The sequence below is a fragment of the Cupriavidus sp. C1SS-2L genome (assembly GCF_057073735.1).
In genome coordinates, this window is record NZ_CP172708.1 from 1,912,917 (window position 1) to 1,931,285 (window position 18,369).

Sequence of the window (18,369 nt, forward strand, 5' to 3'; positions counted from 1 at the left end):
GTCAGGTCGTGGGGCGCACGGCGTGCGAGTCCCGGCGGCGTTGATCGAGCAGTCGCAGCACCAGGCACGCGTACAGCGTCACCCCGATGAACAGCCCCATGCGGACCGCAAAGGCATGGTAGACATCCTTGCCTGCCGCACTGTCCTCGACGGACTGACCCAGCAGGATGATCAGGGTCACCAGCGTATTAAGCCAGAAGCCCGGCGAAAGCCGCGCGGGTGGCCCTGCAAACAGCTTGCGCGCCAGCAACAGCGCGAACAGGAGCATCCACAGGAAGAACATCCACAGATGCACGAACAAGCCCAGGGCCCACCAGAACAAGATCGCCAGCAGCCCGCCCAGCAGCGTGGAGCCGATCAGTTCAAGTGCGGCGCCGCGCGCCATCGTGCAGCTTTGGCGGCCCAGGCTGACGGCCTTCATGAGAATCGGCATGTAGGCGGCTGGGTCGCCCAGGGCCAGCAGGACGGTCGGCATGACCACCAGGGCCGAGCGCAGCGCCATCCAATTGGCATCGTGCACCGAAAATGCCGGGCCGCGCGGCGCGGCGGGTCTCTTTGCCGGTTCCGGAATCAGCCAGTAGCAGAGCGCCAGGACCGCCACCGCCAGCAGCAGCCCCTTGACCAGCGCGGCGATGACGGTGACGGCCAGGCCGATGTCCGCGGTGCCAGCCACCGAAATCATGGTCAGGCCGGCTGCCAGCAGCGTGCCGACCAGGCTGTTGCCACCACGCAGGCCATGGCGGAAGGCCAGGAACAAGCCCAGCCCTGTCATCAACACGCCGCTGAACGGGTAGTGGCGCAGGAACGGGACGATCAGCAGGCCGCTGCCGGTGGCCAGCATGGCCACCAACGCCAGCCCCACGCCGGCCCTCGCGGGCAACGGCCGGTCGAACGAAGCCAGCACGAATGCGCCCATGACGGGTGCCACCATCGGAATGGCCCAGCCAAGGCCGAAGCTCGTCGCCAGGCAGATCGCTGTACCGATGGCCAGCCGCAGCGCTCGCCGCCCGCGGATGCCTGCCGCGCTGGCCGCACCGCCATCAGTAGACATAGGACAGCCAGCTCATCAGGTGCAGGAATATCCGGCCGAGCGGGTTGAGCGGATTGCCATCGGTCGGGAAGGCCATCACCTCGGCTTGCCCGCCTACGCGGACACCCCGCAGCGTCGTCAGTTCCCCCTTGTCGATCTCGACGATCACCGGAAACCGCTGGGCCGGACGCAGCCAGTCGCGGCTGTTCTGGACGGTCGGCAGGCTGCCCGGTGGCGGACTCTGGCCGACGCTCACCCCATAGCCGATGCTGCGTACCCGGCCGGAAAGTACCCTGCCCGGCAAGGCATCGAGCACAATTCCCACCGGGGTACCTGGCTCGACGCGGCCAAGATTGTTTTCGGTCATGTCCGCACTGATCCAGATGTCATGAATCGCGATCAGCGTCATGACGGGGCTGCCTGCCGCGGCATACTGGCCCGCTTCCGTGCGCAGATCGGTGATGAGGCCAGCGATGCGAGCGCGGACCCGGGAGTTGGCGAGATCCAGTTCGGCCTTCTCCAGCGCCGCGGCGGAGCTGCGTAACTTGGCGTTGTCCTCTTCGCTGCCGCCCTGCTGCTCGCGCGCGCGTACCACCTCGGCGCGGGCTGCGTCGACCTGGCTGACGGCCTGCGTATGCGTGGCGCGCGCCACCTCGAGCCGCCTCAGCGAGACAGTGCCGGGATCCTCGCTATACAGGCGTTCCAGGCGGTCACTGTCCTGGCGCGCCTTGACCTCGTTGGCCTGCGCGGCGCGCAGCCCGGCCTGAGCCGAGGCGATCCCGGCCGTGCTCGCACCGATCTGCCGGCGCATGGATTCCAGGTCCGCGCGCGCCCGATCGGCCGCGATGCGGTATTGCTGCGGATCGACCTCGAACAGGACCGCTCCCGCCTGCACGTCCTGGTTGTTGTGCACCAGCACACGCGTCACGCGGCCCGAAACCTCCGATGCCACCGGCACGACAAAGGCCTGGACGCGCGCCTGCTGTGTGTAGGGCGTATAACGGTCCGCGAACAAGTACCAGGCCAGGCTCAGCACGATCAGCACCACCACCACCTTTACGCCCTTTCCGGCCGGATCTGCCGAGGGAGATGGCGTTGGCGATGGCGCGGGCGCCGGGGGCGGAGATACCGGGGCGGGTGGCGCGTCGTCACTCATTGGGTGTGCCTCGCTGCAAGGAAGAGCGTTTGCCGGTTGTAGCGTTCACCGTCTCGTCGAGCAGGCCGCCCCAGTCGGTACGTTGCTCCATCTGCTGCCGTGTCGCGGTATCGACGAGCGGCTGCGCCGTGTCCCAGCCACCGCCGAGCGCCTTGTACAGTGCGATCAGATCCGCGACTGCCGTGCTGCGGTTGACCAGGTAAGCGTCCTGCTGGGCAAACAGCGCGCGCTGGGCGTCCAGCACGCGCTGGAAGTCCGAGTACCCCTCGCGGAACAGCGCAGTGGCCAGCGCCAGCGAACGGTTCGCGGACTGCGATGCCTGCGCCAGGATCGCTTCGCGTTCCAGCGCCTTGATCAGGCCGCTGGCGGCATCGTCGGCCTCGCGCGCGGCCTGGCGCACGGAGTCCTGGTAGGAAACGATCAGCTGCTGCAGGCGCGCATCCTGGATGCGCACGTTGTTGCGGATGCGCCCGTAGTCGAACACATTCCAGCGCAGGCTGGGCCCGGCGATCAGCACCAGCCCGTTAGGCGTGGCGGGCAACGAGCTGGCCGACCAGCCAATGCTGCCGAGCAGCGTCAGCGACGGATAAAGCTCGGCCTTGGCCACGCCGATCAGCGCCGACTGCGCAGCCATCTGCAGTTCGGCAGCGCGGATGTCCGGGCGGCGCAGCAGCAGGCTGGCCGGGACGTCCCGCAGCACCGCCCGGTCGATCAGTGGCACCACACCCTCCTTGTCGGGCATGTCCAGCAGTTCGTGCATGGGAGCCGGCGGGCGCCCGATCAGGATGGCCAGCGCATTGCGTGCATGCAGGATCTGGCCCTCCAGTTCGGGAATGCTGCTCAGCGTGCCGAGGTATTGGGTCTTGGCCTGCTGCAGATCGAGCTCGTCGCTCTCGCCTCCCTTGAACAGGCGTTCGGTGATTTCATAGCTGCGCTTCTGCAGCCGCGCGTTCTCGCGTGCGATGCGTAACCGTGCTTCGGCCGTGCGCAAAGTGAAATAGGTCTGGGCCAGTTGCGCATGCAGCAGAACCAGTACGTCCTGATAGTTGGCCTGGGAAGCAAAATATGCCGCATCCGCCGATTCGATCGCGCGGCTGAAGCGCCCCCAGAAATCCAGCTCCCAGCCAACGTCGAAACCGGCGCTGAACTGCCAGACGCGGCTGGTCTGCACCGTGGCGCCGGACTGCCGGCTATGGACGTAAAGCGCCTCGCCACTCGCTTGCTGGACCTGCGGATAGCGCCCGGCCTGCGCAATGCCAAGCTGGGCCCGGGCCTCCACCACGCGCAGGCCCGCGATCCTGACGCCGGCGTTATTGGCGTCGGCCTCGGCAATCAGTTTTTCCAGGATGGGGTCGTCGAACACCCGCCACCACTGGCGCAGGTCGGACTGCTCCCGTTGCTCAGTGGCTTGTTCGAGTGAGGGGCTGCTCCAGGATTCGGTCCACGGCTCGCGTTGCGCCTGGAAGTCGGGGCCAAGCTGGGTACAGCCGCCGAGCAGCAAGGCCGCCATCATCAGCCGGAGGGGCGAACGGGCCGGGAGCGGCATGGTCAGCTACCGGCCACGGCAAAGAACAGGCCAGCGCCGGGCGCGCATGCCGGGTAGCCTTAGGCGGATCGTCATTCCCATGGTGGGAACCTGCGGCATACGGGTCTCCTGTGCGAAACCGCCGTGAGACGACACGATACCCGCCAATTATGATGCGCCGACGCGACTTCGGCCATCGGTCGTTAGTTTTAGCCCTCGTTTTCGCAGCGGATGTAACCGAAAACGATGGCAAAAAAAGACACGGCCGATCTTTCGAACGGCCGTGCCGGCTTTCCCTTGTTGTCGTCAGGCGACGCTTATCGGTTGGCCGCCTCGAAGCGGTCCAGGTTCATGACCTTGTTCCAGGCCGCGACAAAGTCCTGGACGAACTTCTCCTTGGCGTCGGCGCAGCCATAGACCTCCGCCACAGCGCGCAGCTCCGAGTTCGAGCCGAAGATCAGGTCGACACGCGTGCCGGTCCACTTCAGCTTGCCCGTCGCGCGATCGTAGCCTTCGAACAGGTCCTTGTTGTCGGCCGTCGGCTTCCACTCCGTGCCCATGTCGAGCACATTGACGAAGAAATCGTTGGTCAGCGTTTCCGGACGATCGGTAAACACACCATGCTGGGTTTGCCCGAAGTTCGCGTTCAGCACACGCATGCCGCCGACAAGCGCGGTCACTTCCGGTACGGTCAGCGTCAGCAACTGGGCCTTGTCGACCAGCAGCGTCTCGGCCGTCACGGCATAGGTGCCCTTCAGATAGTTGCGGAAGCCGTCAGCGATGGGTTCCATCACACTGAACGACTCCACATCGGTCTGCTCCTGCGTGGCATCCATGCGTCCCGGTGTGAACGGCACCTTCACGTCATGGCCGCCCTTCTTCGCCGCCTGTTCGATGCCCGCGCAACCAGCCAGCACGATCAGGTCGGCCAACGACACCTTCTTGCCGCCGGACTGGCTGCTGTTGAACTCGTTGCGGATACCTTCCAGGGTTTCCAGCACCTGTGCCAGCACGGCCGGCTGGTTAACTTCCCAGTCCTTCTGCGGCGCCAGGCGGATGCGCGCGCCATTGGCACCGCCGCGCTTGTCGGAGCCGCGGAACGTCGACGCCGAGGCCCAGGCCGTCGATACCAGCTGCGACACCGGCACCCCCGTCGCCAGGATCTTGCCCTTGAGCGCGGCAACGTCCTGCTCGTCGATCAGCACATGGTCGACCGCGGGAATCGGGTCCTGCCAGATCAGTTCTTCGGCCGGGACTTCAGGGCCCAGGTAGCGTGAACGCGGCCCCATGTCGCGGTGCGTCAGCTTGAACCATGCGCGGGCGAAGGCGTCGGCAAACTGGTCGGGATTTTCGTGGAAGCGACGCGAAATCTTTTCGTACGCCGGATCCACGCGCAGCGAAAGGTCCGTGGTCAGCATGGTCGGGCCACGACGCCTGGACGGATCGTAAGGGTCCGGAATGGAGTTGGCTCCGGCATCGCCCTTCGGCTTCCACTGGTGCGCGCCGGCCGGGCTCTTCGTCAGTTCCCATTCATAGCCGAACAGGTTCCAGAAGAAGTTGTTGCTCCACTTGGTCGGCGTGCTGGTCCAGATGACCTCCAGACCGCTGGTGATGGCATCACTGCCCTTGCCCGAGCCAAAGCTGCTGCGCCAGCCCAGGCCCTGCTCCTCGATGCCTGCGGCTTCCGGTTCCGGACCCACATGCGATGCCGGGCCCGCGCCGTGCGTCTTGCCGAAGGTGTGACCACCGGCAATGAGCGCCACCGTCTCCTCGTCGTTCATGGCCATGCGCGCAAAAGTCTCGCGGATATCCACAGCCGCCTTGGCCGGATCGGGGTTGCCGTTGGGACCTTCCGGGTTCACATAGATCAGGCCCATCTGGACGGCTGCCAGCGGGTTTTCGAGATCGCGTACGCCGGAATAGCGCTTGTCGGCCAGCCACGTCGTTTCGGAGCCCCAATAGACGTCCTGGTCCGGTTCCCATACGTCCTCGCGCCCGCCGCCGAAGCCGAAGGTCTTGAAGCCCATCGATTCCAGGGCGACGTTGCCGGTCAGCACGATCAGGTCAGCCCACGAAATCTTCTTGCCGTATTTTTGCTTGATCGGCCATAGCAGCCGGCGCGCCTTGTCGAGGTTGACGTTATCGGGCCAGCTGTTCAGCGGCGCAAAGCGCTGCTGTCCGGAACCCGCGCCGCCACGGCCGTCGCCGGTGCGGTACGTGCCCGCGGCATGCCATGCCATGCGGATGAACAGGCCACCATAGTGCCCGAAGTCCGCAGGCCACCAGTCCTGCGAGACCGTCATCAGTGCGGCAAGGTCGTGCTTCACCGCTGCCAGGTCCAGGCTCTTGAATTCCTCGGCATAGTTGAACCCCTTGTCCATGGGGTCTGCCAGCGATGAGTGCTGGCGCAGGATGCCCAGGTTCAGCTGATGGGGCCACCAATCCCGGTTCGAGGTACCCGAACCCGCAGCGTGATTGAACGGACACTTCGCTTCAGTCGACATGTGTTCCCTCCTTGCTTCGATTGCATCCAGATCGTTGTTATCGGATCGTTTGCTTCAACTGCACGGCCCAGCCTTGGGCTCAGGGCTGCCCTGAGAAGAGTACTGGTTCTCCACACGAGGCGGAAATAGGTTTACTTCATGGCTGAGCAAGAAAAAACCTAAAGCCGGTACTTCGCGTTGCTGAACTTGATAACAGAACGATGCCACCCCGTTCGGGTGAGACACCGCGCCGTAGCCTCCGCCTTCGCAGTGGCGCAGCAACCGGTCATGCTGAAGTCGGGCCGGACAGTGTACGCCCGCCGACTAGAATGAAACAGCCCGCACGACGGGTACATCGACGCGGCCGCCCGCGTAACGCTGGTCCTGCGCTGATGGCGGCGCTGCTGCACAGTCCCCTCTGAAACCACGCTGCAGGAAGGATTGCCATGACGGAACTCGATAAAGACAAGGTCGTCGGCGTGTTGAATCGGATACTCGAAGCCGAACTCGCCGGCGTTGTGCGATACACGCACTATTCCTTCGTGGTGTTTGGCTTCGGCCGCATCCCGATCGTGTCGTGGCTGCGCGAGCAGGCCAATGAATCGCTGTTGCATGCGCACCAGGCCGGCGAGTGGATCACGACGCTGGGTGCCTATCCGTCTCTGGGCATCGGCAAGCTGCTCGACAGCCATACGCTCGATATCGGATCGATCCTGCGCGAGTCGCTGGCGACGGAAACGCTGGCGCTTGCGTTGTACCGTGAACTGCTCACGCTGGTAGAAGGCCGCTCGGTAGCGCTCGAAGAATATGCGCGCCAGCAGATCCAGATCGAGGAACTGCACGCCGGCGAAGTCGACAAGATGCTGCGCAAGCCCGGCCAGACTGGAACCACCCAATCCGCTCCTGGTTGAGCGCTCTGATGTCCCGGTACCGCCCGGGACATCAGCCGTGCGGCGCTTGCCCGGCCGCCTGATGGATCGCAGCGCGGATCCGTGGATACGTGCCGCAGCGGCAGACAATATTGCCCATCGCCGCGTCGATGTCAGCGTCGGTAGGCTTCGGCCTGGCCTTGAGCAGCGCGCATGCGGCCATGATCTGCGCGCTCTGGCAGTAGCCGCACTGGACCACATCGAGATCGAGCCAGGCCGCACGGACAGCGTCGAGTTCCTTGCTCCGCATGCCCTCGATGGTCGTGATCTTCGCGCCCGGCCGCAACTTCGACATCGGCAGCTGGCATGCGAGTTCGGGCTTGCCATCCACATGCAGCGTGCAGGCGCCGCAAATGCCCACGCCGCAGCCGAACTTTGTTCCTGTCAACGCAAGGTCGCAGCGCAGGATCCATAGCAACGGCATATCCGGCTCCGCGTCAACGCTGACGGCCTTGTCGTTCACGTTCAGGGTCGCCATGGTGGTCTCCTTCACTAGATCAGCTTGAGCGGCAACGAACGCAAGCGCTGGCCGGTCAGCGTATACAGCGCATTGGCCACGGCCGGTGCGATCGGCGGTGCGCAGACTTCGCCAGTGCCCTGCGGCGGCTCCTGGCTGGGAATGATGTCCGTCTCGATGACCGGGCAATCCGTCATGCGCACGACCGGAAAGTCGTGAAAGTTCTTCTGCTGCACCACACCATCGGCGAACGTGATTTCCTGGTACAGCGCGGCGGACAAGCCAAATATGATGCCGCTCTCCGCCTGCTGGCGGATCAGGTTGGGATTCACGGCAATGCCGCAATCGATTACGCAGAACACGCGATGCACGCGGATCGTCTTGTCGGGTGCGACGGACACCTCAGCCACTTGCGCGACGATGCTGCCGTATGACTGGTGCAGTGCCACACCGCGTGCCCGCGCGATGCCATCCGGAGCGCGCGCCATTGGCTTGCCCCATCCCGACAAGGTCGCCACGCGTTCCAGCACGGCCCGGTGGCGCGGATGTTCGCCAAGCAGGCTGGCGCGAAACGCAACCGGATCCTTGCCCGCGGCCGCCGCCACCTCGTCGAGAAAGCACTCCGTGAAGAAAGCCTGGTGCGAATGCCCAACCGAGCGCCAGAAGCCCACCGGTATGGGCAGGTCGACATTCGCATGCGAAATCCGCGCTGCCGGCCATCGGTAGGGCTGGTCGAATGCGCCCTCCGCCGCCGTCTTGTCGATGGGAATACGCGGGAAGCCAAAGTCCCGCGCCAGCATCTGCGGTACCACGGCCTGCCCTGCAGATCGCGCCTGCCAGCTGATCAGCCGCCCGTCGCGATCCATGCCGGCACGCAAGCGCGACACACAGGCGGGCCGATAGAAGTCATGGGTCATGTCCTGCGCCCGCGTCCAGACGGTCTGCACGGGCCGCCCCTTGACCTCGCGTGCGATCGCCGCGGCCTGCGACACGAAATCCGCTTCCAGCCGGCGCCCGAAGCCTCCGCCCAGCATCATGACCTGCAGGTCCACCTGATCCGGCCGCAGACCCAGTATCTTGGCGGCATGGGCGCGCGCAATGCCAGGCACCTGCGTCGACACCCACACTGTCGCCGCGTCGCCGCCATACAGCACCGTGCAGTTAATGGGTTCCACGGCACCGTGCGCAAGATATGGTGCGCGATACTCGGCGCTGACCACCTTGGCCGCGCCGCGCAGCGCCTCATCGACATCCCCGCGCGTGTAGTAGCCGTGGCCATCATCGCGATCCAGCGTCGCGGTAATCCGCGCCAGCAGGCGTGCACTCGTCAGGCCAGCAGCCGGCCCGGGATCCCAGTCAACCTTCAGTGCGTCGAGCGCCCGCATCGCGCGAAACACGTTGTCGGCAATGACCGCCACGCCGCCTGAGCCACCGTCGAACGGCGGCACCGCAAAGGCCTTCACGACGCCGCGCTGCGCGAGTGCCGCACTGACGTCGGCATGCTTCACGCGACCGCCGACGGTCGGGCACATGAGCACGCTCGCGTACAGCAGGTTGGGCGGCAACGCGTCGATGCCAAAGCGGGCCGACCCATCGGTCTTACGCTCGGCATCGACCCTGTGCAACGGCCGGCCGATCAGGCGAAATGCCGATGGCTCCTTCAGCTTCACCTTGTCCGGCAAAGGCACGCGTCCGGCTGCGGATGCGAGTTCACCAAACGTCATCGAGCGCGCGGCGCCCTGCAGCACCTTGCCGCCTTCCGTGCGGCATTCCGCCTCGGTCACGCGCCAGCGCTGCGCTGCCGCGGACACCAGCATGGCCCGCGCCGAGGCGCCGGCCTCGCGCATGGGCATCCAGAGGTCGCTGATGCCGGACGAACCGCCAGTGGCAATCTCGCCAATTTCGCGCATCAGCTTGCGCGCGACGTGGTCCGAAAGCCGGCGGAAAAACCTGTGATCATCGGGATGAAACGGCAGCCCGTCGACGACGACCTGAAGGTTGTTGAAGATCTTGTCAGGCGGCGCGTTTTCCACGCGCACGCGGCTCCAGTCGGCATCGAGTTCGTCCGCCAGGATCATCGCCAGCCCGGTGTGCACGCCCTGTCCCATCTCCGAGCGGCACATCATGATCGTGACGCTGTTGTCCGCATCGATCTTGAGCCATCCGTTCAGCGCGACCTCCGTGCCTTCCGTTGACAGCGGCGCCGACGTCGTCAGCCGCTGGCGTACGGGCAGCACGGTCCAGCCGACCAGCAATGCGCCGGCCGCGCCGATACCGCCGAACAGGAACGCTCTGCGCTTCATGGCGAGATCAGAACTCCAGGCAGAAATCGATCAGGCGAGCCTTGTCCCAATACACTTTGCCGAGATACACGCCCGGCGCAATGCAGCGGATCTCGTCGCGAATCCAGTGCGCGACCAGCGAGGTCTCCGAGTAGTCGAGCACAATGCACTCCTTCTGGTCGAGCCAGCTGTCCGCCTTGTAGACCTTGGCCAGGATGGCTTCCAGGCCAAACGGCGTGATGCGGTTCTTGAGCACGCCGCGGCTGGCGTCGAACACCTTGCCCTGCCAGGCGAACAGGCTGACCATGCGCGAGATGCTTTCGCTGAATGTCGTGCCCGGCGAGATGATGGCCGTGCCCTTTGCCTCGCCGTTCGGGATATCTCCAGCGGCGCTGTTGCGAAATAGATCATCCAGTTCGGCCTGCTGCATTTGCAGGAGCTTGTGCACGTCGTAGGCCATGGCGGTCTCCTATCGGGAACGGCAAGGGTGGCGTGGCCTGCGCCGTGGCCAGCAGTACGTCGGCGGCCTTCTCGGCCATCATGTAGATCGCGCTGACCGGAAAGAAGCCCGGAATGCGCGGAAAGGCCGAGGCATCAACAACGCGCAGGCGGCGCGTGCCATGCACGCAGAAGTTGCTGTCGAGCACGCCGCCTGTTGCGCGCGCGCCAATCGGGCACGAGCATGATGCGTGATGGCCCCAGGCGTTGTCGCGAATATAGGCGGCCAGTGCTTCGTCGCTCTGGACATCCACGCCCGGCAGTTCTTCGTTGGCGATCAAGCCCTGCTCTGCCAGCGGTTGCGCCAGCCCGCGTACGAAGCGGATAGCGCCGATCAGCGCGCGCATGTCATCGCCGTGCGGGTCATCCGCGCCGTCGAAATAGCGGAAATCGATGTCGGGCATATCGCGCGGGTCGGCCGAGCGCAGCGACACCACGCCGGCACGGTTGCGCGTGTGCGCCTTCAAGATCGCCCACGTCAGCACATTGTCGTTCTGCGCGAAGACCTTCGAGTAGCCCGGGTAGTAGCCGACAAAACGTTCGAGCAGCGCCATGCAGAAGATGTCCGGTACAGGCATGCGCCGGCCCGATCGGCGGATCACCGCCGTTGCCACGCCATTCGTGGTGTAGACGCCGTCGCGCGAATCGAACCAGCTCTGGTACGGCGCGTCGTCACGCACGAATTTCGCACCCTGCAGCACCTCCCAAGAGCGCGACATACGGTTCACGACGCCAATCTCGTAGCGATCCTGCAGATTGCGGCCGACTCCGGTCAGATCCACGCGCACCGGAATGCCATGTTCCTGCAGGTGCTCGGCCGGGCCGATCCCGGACAGCATCAACAGTTGCGGGGTATTGAACGCGCCGCCCGCAAGGATCACCTCACGCCGCGCGCGGACCTGGCAACGCTCACCGTCCCCATCGCTCGGTTTGACATGGGCTTGATAGAGATGCCTGCCCTTCAGATACTCCACGCCGCACGCATTGCCCTGCGCGTCGAACAGCACGCGCGTGGCCAGCGCATCGAGTTCGATCCGGAGCCTGTCCGGATACCGCTCGGCCACATCGAGCAGACGTTCGCGCGTACCGTGGCGCGCGTGCCGCTGCGTGGTCAGCGGCGTATAGCACACCCCGTGAAAACAGCGTCGGCCCCACAGCCGCGAGTTCGGATCACCTTGCCAGCGAATCAGCCGTAGCCACGCGCGCACGCGCCTTGGCACACTGCGCGCGGCAAGTTCCATCGAACCGATGATGACGCGGACCAGTGCGTCGTCGGCGAGCGCTTCCAGCGGCATCGCGCGCTCAGTATGCAGCCAGCCATCCCAGCCATGCAGCGTGGGATCGATGCCGAACCGTCGCGCGAGATTCCAAAGCGGTCGATGGCGGCATTGCTCGATCCGCTTCGCATAGCTCCGCATGCGAGTCGCCGTCCATGACGGATCGCCGGTCACGTCGGCAATGTGGTCCCAGTCCGCATCGTGCGGATACAGGAAGATCAGCGCGTTGTGCGCAGTGCAACCGCCAAGCGTCCCCGCGCGCGGGTACAGCACGCCCGCGGGACCGCATTTGGGATCGCGATGCTGTTGCGCGTCGTCCGTGTAATGGCGCACGAAGAAATTCCATGCCATGGCCGGATTCTCGCTTGCACAGGCGTGAAAGCCGGGCACGTCATAGTCTTCAGGCATGCACGACATCTCATGCGCGCGCGCATCGCAGCCGGCTTCGAGCACGCACACGCGCATGCCCGCCTCTGCCAGGCGCGCGGCCAGCGTACCGCCGCCCGCGCCGGAACCTACGACTACGTAGTCCCATTCTGTTTCATCTTCCCCAGACATAGCCCCCCGCTACGCCGCCGGCATTGCATCGTCAGAACGTCTTCAGGAAGGCGATCAAGGCCCGCTTGTCATCGTCGCTCAACACGGGTTCCTTGCCGAACGCGCGCTCGTCGGCGCTCAGGCCGTCCTGGTTGTTGAACTCCGCGGTGCCGAAGTAGTGGCCGCGATTCACGACGAAGTCCGGGCATTTGCTGAGCGACAGCATCGGCTTCACCACGTCCGCATAGATCTTGCGCAGGTCGTCGTCGCTCGCGCCCGCCGGCACGGATGCCAGATCGCCTTTGAGCTTCACCAGCAGCTTCAGTACCTTGGCTGCGTGTTCCGCCTTGGCGACTGGGTCCGATGTCTCCGACAACGGCTGCAGGTTCGCCAGCAGGTTCACCGGCATCCGGGCCGGAGCGGGGCCGATCGTCACATCGCCGCCCTCGCCCACGAGCCATGGCACCCAACGGTGCAGCAGGTCCTCCATGGGGTGCAGCGCATCCGGAACGAACCCGACCGGAATCGTGATCTGGCTACGTTCCGTGGTCCGGTCGATTACGCCCGGCACCTTTGTGCCGAGTACGGAATCGTGGTTACGTTTCTCGGGCCAGAGCAGTTGCTCGATCGAAGCGTCGAATACCTGTACGCGGCCTTTGACAGAAGGGTCGCCACTGAACGGCCCGAGCGCGTTGTTGAGCAGGAACGGTGCGGTCGACCAGATGCTGATCAGCGACGGCACACGCGTATAGCCGCGTCCGCCGGCGGGCATATGGTATTGCCACCGCTCGGCCGTGAACGGGTCGTGCAGCGTCACAGTGCCGACCGACGGCAGGCTCTTGTACGTCTCCGAAGAAAAGTTGTCCCAAATATTGCCGCGAAGCGCGTTGGTGGCCAGCGGGCTGCAGATGTTCGTGCGCAGCAGCGTGGCAGGCACGCGGACGTCGCTGGACAGGTAGTTATTGGCGAGGAAATCCGGCGCGTTGACGATGTCGCGCATCTTCGCCTTGTACTCGTCCGTCTGAGTCCATTTCCAGTAGCGCTGGAAGCAGCCGATGTACTTGTCGCCACCGCATTCGCGCATCTTCAGGTCGGCTGGTGGCGGAGGGCCCTTGCTGGAATGGCAGCGCGCACAGGTCTCGGCGAACACGGCCTTGCCGCGGTTCAGCAGTCGGCCGCCATCAGGCGTGGCGGGATCGGCCAGGAAGGCCTTGCCGCCCGGGGCATCGGCGAGATGATCGGCCGGTGTCGATTTCAGCAGGAACGCTGCCATGTTGAACGAACCGGCTTCCGTCGCGCGCCAGTAAGCGGAATTCTTCTGCGCCACCGCGATCTCGATCGGCGAGATCGACTTGCCTCCGAGGATCGGATTGAAATGCAGCAGCCATTCCTCGCTGAACAGGCCGATGTTCAGGTAGACCCGGTTCAGTGCGCCAAGCACGCCGACGGAATCGGCACCATCCTTGAGCACATGCGGCGTCCATACCGTATCGGGTGCCTTGAAGAACTCGGAAAGCGGCCCCGACTGGACGAAATCGTTCAGTTGCTTGTTGTTCTTCTCGCCGCCGGCGATGGTCTCATGCCCGATCCGCTTGGCCACGCCCATGCGTGCCATCAGGTCATAGAGGGCGTTCATGGTCCGCGGGTTGTTGATGTTGTCGGTGGACACCAGCGAGGTATCCATCGCGCCAGGACGGAACGTGTGGACGAGCTGGAACATGAAATTCTGCTTGCCAGCGGGCGTCGCTGCGTTATGGATGAAAAGGCGATCGACCCACATGTATTGGGCGCCCACGGTAGAGCTAAGCTCGGCCCATTGCGGATGTTCGGGGTCAGCGGGCGGATGGACCGGGCTCGGGCCGATATGACAGAACCCGCATGACATCCCCACGCGATAGGGTCGGATCAGGTCCGCGCGGTTGTAGTAGGAGGGATCGGTGTAGTAGCGTTCCGGGTCCCAGGCTTTGGCGGCTTTCTCGTCGAATGCGGGATTGGGAAAAAGGCGCAGACCGACAATGCCGGTCGGGTAGCCATAGTACGAGCCGACGGGGAGCTTCTGGCCGTTCGAAAAAGTGCCGCCTCGCGCGCCGATCTTGACGCCGGGATAGGCTTGCTCGTTTTCGAACGGGTCTGCAGGGCAATCCTTGCCCCGCTGATCCAGCCACAGGCCGAAACGCTGCGGGTCCGCCCCGGTCGGCTTGCTGAAGCACGGCTCGTTGATCAGACCGAGATAGGTCCAGCGGTTGTCGCGCGAATAGCCCTGGCTGGGATGCGAGCTGATGGATTTGAGCAGGTCGAACGCGCCGAACGTATAGTGCGTCATCGCGTCCCAGAACCGGTCGTTGCCGCCGGTCCATACGATCCACATGTTGCGGCCCTGGACCTCTTGCTTCGTCAGCGCTACGCCGCGGTCCATGTCGCGGAAGTAGTCTTCCGCCGCGTGCTGGAAGGAGTCGTCCTTGCGACCGGCCTGCTGCGCTTCATCCTCGACATGGCCGGATTTCAGCTTCGAACAGCCGCTCATGATCACCGCGATACAGAAAACGGCGGACCAAAGAATCGACTTGCTGTGCAGGTTCACCGTCGTCCCTCCCCGACCGGATGGTCTATCACAGCAGCGTGTGCGCTACGCACGCCGTTGAGTACAGATAAACCTAGAAATGACCTGAGGAGAAGTCAAGGTTGTTACTGATCTACAATGCTATTTTTGGGGCCGCGTGTTCGAAGATGTTTTCGACAGAGTTAAGCGAACAGATATACCACTCACGCTGGCTGTGCCCGGTGAGCAACTTGCGCCCCCCAAAAGCAAAAACCCCTCAGCTCGAGGGAGCTGAGGGGTTCTGCATTATAAGAGCCTGGCGATGACCTACTTTCACACGGGTATCCGCACTATCATCGGCGCGGAGCTGTTTCACGGACCTGTTCGGGATGGGAAGGGGTGGTTCCAGCTCGCTATGGTCACCAGGCATGAGGGGTTGTGAGGCTGACGCGGTCAACCTCACCAATTCGGGATGTAGTTTTGTAGCGTTGGGTTGTGCTGTATCGGCACAAGGCGATTGACTCACCAGGCTAAAACACACTGGTTATAGGATCAAGCCTTACGGGCAATTAGTACTGGTTAGCTTAACGCATTACTGCGCTTCCACACCCAGCCTATCAACGTCCTGGTCTCGAACGACCCTTCAAGGAGGTCAAGCCTCCAGGGAATCCTCATCTTCAGGCGAGTTTCCCGCTTAGATGCTTTCAGCGGTTATCTCTTCCGTACATAGCTACCCTGCGATGCCTCTGGCGAGACAACAGGTACACCAGCGGTACGTCCACTCCGGTCCTCTCGTACTAGGAGCAGCCCCCGTCAAGATTCCAACGCCCACGGCAGATAGGGACCAAACTGTCTCACGACGTTTTAAACCCAGCTCACGTACCTCTTTAAATGGCGAACAGCCATACCCTTGGGACCGGCTACAGCCCCAGGATGAGATGAGCCGACATCGAGGTGCCAAACACCGCCGTCGATATGAACTCTTGGGCGGTATCAGCCTGTTATCCCCAGAGTACCTTTTATCCGTTGAGCGATGGCCCTTCCATTCAGAACCACCGGATCACTATGTCCTGCTTTCGCACCTGCTCGACTTGTCGGTCTCGCAGTTAAGCACGCTTTTGCCATTGCACTTTAGGTACGATGTCCGACCGTACCAAGCGTACCTTCGAACTCCTCCGTTACACTTTGGGAGGAGACCGCCCCAGTCAAACTGCCTACCATGCACTGTCCCCGACCCGGATTCACGGGCCAAGGTTAGAACCTCAAACAAACCAGGGTGGTATTTCAAGGACGGCTCCACGTGAACTAGCGTCCACGCTTCAAAGCCTCCCACCTATCCTACACAGATCGGTTCAAAGTCCAATGCAAAGCTACAGTAAAGGTTCATGGGGTCTTTCCGTCTAGCCGCGGGGAGATTGCATCATCACAAACACTTCAACTTCGCTGAGTCTCGGGAGGAGACAGTGTGGCCATCGTTACGCCATTCGTGCAGGTCGGAACTTACCCGACAAGGAATTTCGCTACCTTAGGACCGTTATAGTTACGGCCGCCGTTTACCGGGACTTCAATCAAGAGCTTGCACCCCATCATTTAATCTTCCGGCACCGGGCAGGCGTCACACCCTATACGTCCACTTTCGTGTTTGCAGAGTGCTGTGTTTTTATTAAACAGTCGCAGCCACCATTTTATTGCAACCCCTTCACCCTTCTGGCGCAGGCCAGTCAAGCTACCAGGGCGTACCTTATCCCGAAGTTACGGTACCAATTTGCCGAGTTCCTTCTCCCGAGTTCTCTCAAGCGCCTTAGAATACTCATCTCGCCCACCTGTGTCGGTTTGCGGTACGGTCTCGTATGACTGAAGCTTAGAGGCTTTTCTTGGAACCACTTCCAATTGCTTCGCGAGCCTAGCTCACTCGCCCCACAGCCTTGAATTACGCGCCCGGATTTGCCTAAGCGCCTTCTCCACTGCAGGGACCGGGACTTCCAACACCCGGACAACCTTCCGCGATCCGTCCCCCCATCGCATCATACGACGGTGCAGGAATATTAACCTGCTTCCCATCAGCTACGCATCTCTGCCTCGCCTTAGGGGCCGACTCACCCTACGCCGATGAACGTTGCGTAGGAAACCTTGGGCTTACGGCGAGGGGGCCTTTCACCCCCTTTATCGCTACTCATGTCAGCATTCGCACTTCCGATACCTCCAGCATCCTTTACAAGACACCTTCACAGGCTTACGGAACGCTCTCCTACCACGCACATTACTGTGCGTCCGCAGCTTCGGTATATGGCTTAGCCCCGTTACATCTTCCGCGCAGGACGACTCGATCAGTGAGCTATTACGCTTTCTTTAAAGGGTGGCTGCTTCTAAGCCAACCTCCTGACTGTTTTAGCCTTCCCACTTCGTTTCCCACTTAGCCATATTTGGGGACCTTAGCTGGCGGTCTGGGTTGTTTCCCTCTTGACACCGGACGTTAGCACCCGATGTCTGTCTCCCGTGATTGCACTCTTCGGTATTCGGAGTTTGCTATGGCGGGGTAATCAGCAATAGACCCCCCAACCATGACAGTGCTCTACCCCCGAAGGTGACACACGAGGCACTACCTAAATAGTTTTCGGAGAGAACCAGCTATTTCCAGATTTGTTTAGCCTTTCACCCCTATCCACAGCTCATCCCCTAACTTTTCAACGTTAGTGGGTTCGGTCCTCCAGTACGTGTTACCGCACCTTCAACCTGGCCATGGATAGATCATCTGGTTTCGGGTCTACACCCAGCGACTAATCGCCCTGTTCGGACTCGCTTTCGCTACGCCTGCCCTAATCGGTTAAGCTCGCCACTGAATGTAAGTCGCTGACCCATTATACAAAAGGTACGCCGTCACCCCTTACGAGGCTCCGACTGTTTGTATGCATGCGGTTTCAGGATCTATTTCACTCCCCTCCCGGGGTTCTTTTCGCCTTTCCCTCACGGTACTGGTTCACTATCGGTCGATCACGAGTATTTAGCCTTGGAGGATGGTCCCCCCATCTTCAGACAGGATTTCACGTGTCCCGCCCTACTTGTCGTACACCTAGTTCCACAACGCTGTTTTCGCATACAGGGCTATCACCTGCTACGGCCGGGCTTTCCATCCCGTTCTGCTAACAACACTGCTAAAGAGTACAAGGCTCTTCCCATTTCGTTCGCCACTACTTTGGGAATCTCGGTTGATTTCTGTTCCTGCAGCTACTTAGATGTTTCAGTTCGCCGCGTTCGCTTCCCTGACCTATGTATTCAGTCAGGGATGACCCATTCGGGCCGGGTTTCCCCATTCGGACATCTCCGGATCAAAGCTCGTTTGCCAGCTCCCCGAAGCTTTTCGCAGGCTACCGCGTCCTTCATCGCCTGTGATCGCCAAGGCATCCACCACATGCACTTGTTCGCTTGACCCTATAACAAGTGTGTCTCAAGGACACCGTCTCGCTACAGGTTGAGTTCTCGCATTTGTGCCGTATTCCAAGTCATCTTTCGATCACTTAAATACTTTGGTTGATACAATCACAACCCGGTATCGCGTTATACAACTGAGCGTCTCATCAACGCTCGCGCGACACCTTTACTACATCCCATATTGTTAAAGAACAGCCGATCTTGCGATCGCTTGGCAAATGCCAAAG

General features: G+C 62.5%; 10 protein-coding genes and 2 rRNA genes. 1 reads left to right on the forward strand and 11 read right to left on the reverse strand.

The window, feature by feature from the left end:
- Position 1 precedes the first annotated feature (1 nt).
- The 4 genes from ACIGJG_RS08960 to katG form a co-directional block, all read right to left on the reverse strand.
- A complete protein-coding gene (locus ACIGJG_RS08960) occupies positions 2 to 1,051 on the reverse strand; it encodes a DUF2955 domain-containing protein (RefSeq protein WP_011297901.1) in 1,050 nt (349 codons plus the stop codon).
- A complete protein-coding gene (locus ACIGJG_RS08965) occupies positions 1,041 to 2,186 on the reverse strand; it encodes an HlyD family secretion protein (protein ID WP_011297902.1) in 1,146 nt (381 codons plus the stop codon). The genes ACIGJG_RS08960 and ACIGJG_RS08965 overlap by 11 nt, the downstream gene beginning before the upstream one ends.
- Entirely contained in the window at positions 2,179 to 3,732 is a 1,554-nt protein-coding gene (locus ACIGJG_RS08970) for a TolC family protein (RefSeq protein ID WP_483673040.1), read from the reverse strand. Before ACIGJG_RS08970 ends, ACIGJG_RS08965 begins: the two co-directional genes overlap by 8 nt.
- 296 nt (positions 3,733 to 4,028) lie before the next feature.
- A complete protein-coding gene (gene katG / locus ACIGJG_RS08975) occupies positions 4,029 to 6,215 on the reverse strand; it encodes a catalase/peroxidase HPI (RefSeq protein WP_140951087.1) in 2,187 nt (728 codons plus the stop codon).
- A 425-nt stretch (positions 6,216 to 6,640) separates the two neighbouring features.
- Between katG and ACIGJG_RS08980 the strand changes: the two genes are divergently transcribed.
- Positions 6,641 to 7,105, forward strand: a complete 465-nt coding sequence (locus ACIGJG_RS08980; protein WP_011297905.1) for a ferritin-like domain-containing protein — start codon at positions 6,641 to 6,643, stop codon at positions 7,103 to 7,105.
- Positions 7,106 to 7,136: 31 nt separating this feature from the next.
- On the opposite strand, the gene ACIGJG_RS08985 is transcribed toward ACIGJG_RS08980, so the two are convergent.
- The 7 genes from ACIGJG_RS08985 to ACIGJG_RS09015 all read right to left on the reverse strand — a co-directional run bounded on the left by ACIGJG_RS08985 (position 7,137) and on the right by ACIGJG_RS09015 (position 18,142).
- On the reverse strand, positions 7,137 to 7,601 hold the full coding sequence (locus tag ACIGJG_RS08985; RefSeq protein WP_011297906.1) for a (2Fe-2S)-binding protein: 465 nt from the start codon (positions 7,599 to 7,601) through the stop codon (positions 7,137 to 7,139).
- Positions 7,602 to 7,615: 14 nt separating this feature from the next.
- The gene (locus tag ACIGJG_RS08990; protein WP_483672242.1) at positions 7,616 to 9,883 is read right to left on the reverse strand and encodes a xanthine dehydrogenase family protein molybdopterin-binding subunit; all 2,268 of its coding nucleotides are present in this window, start codon (positions 9,881 to 9,883) and stop codon (positions 7,616 to 7,618) included.
- A gap of 7 nt (positions 9,884 to 9,890) precedes the next feature.
- A complete protein-coding gene (locus ACIGJG_RS08995; protein ID WP_011297908.1) occupies positions 9,891 to 10,322 on the reverse strand; it encodes a hypothetical protein in 432 nt (143 codons plus the stop codon).
- Positions 10,270 to 12,195 (reverse strand): GMC family oxidoreductase, encoded by a 1,926-nt coding sequence (locus ACIGJG_RS09000; RefSeq protein WP_011297909.1) that lies wholly within the window; start codon positions 12,193 to 12,195, stop codon positions 10,270 to 10,272. Before ACIGJG_RS09000 ends, ACIGJG_RS08995 begins: the two co-directional genes overlap by 53 nt.
- A gap of 31 nt (positions 12,196 to 12,226) precedes the next feature.
- Positions 12,227 to 14,698, reverse strand: coding sequence for a hypothetical protein (locus tag ACIGJG_RS09005; RefSeq protein ID WP_245001951.1), 2,472 nt, complete (start codon positions 14,696 to 14,698; stop codon positions 12,227 to 12,229).
- Between the two features lie 329 nt (positions 14,699 to 15,027).
- Positions 15,028 to 15,140, reverse strand: a 5S ribosomal RNA gene (gene rrf / locus ACIGJG_RS09010).
- 121 nt (positions 15,141 to 15,261) lie between these two features.
- Positions 15,262 to 18,142, reverse strand: a 23S ribosomal RNA gene (locus ACIGJG_RS09015).
- Between the last annotated feature and the right edge of the window lie 227 nt (positions 18,143 to 18,369).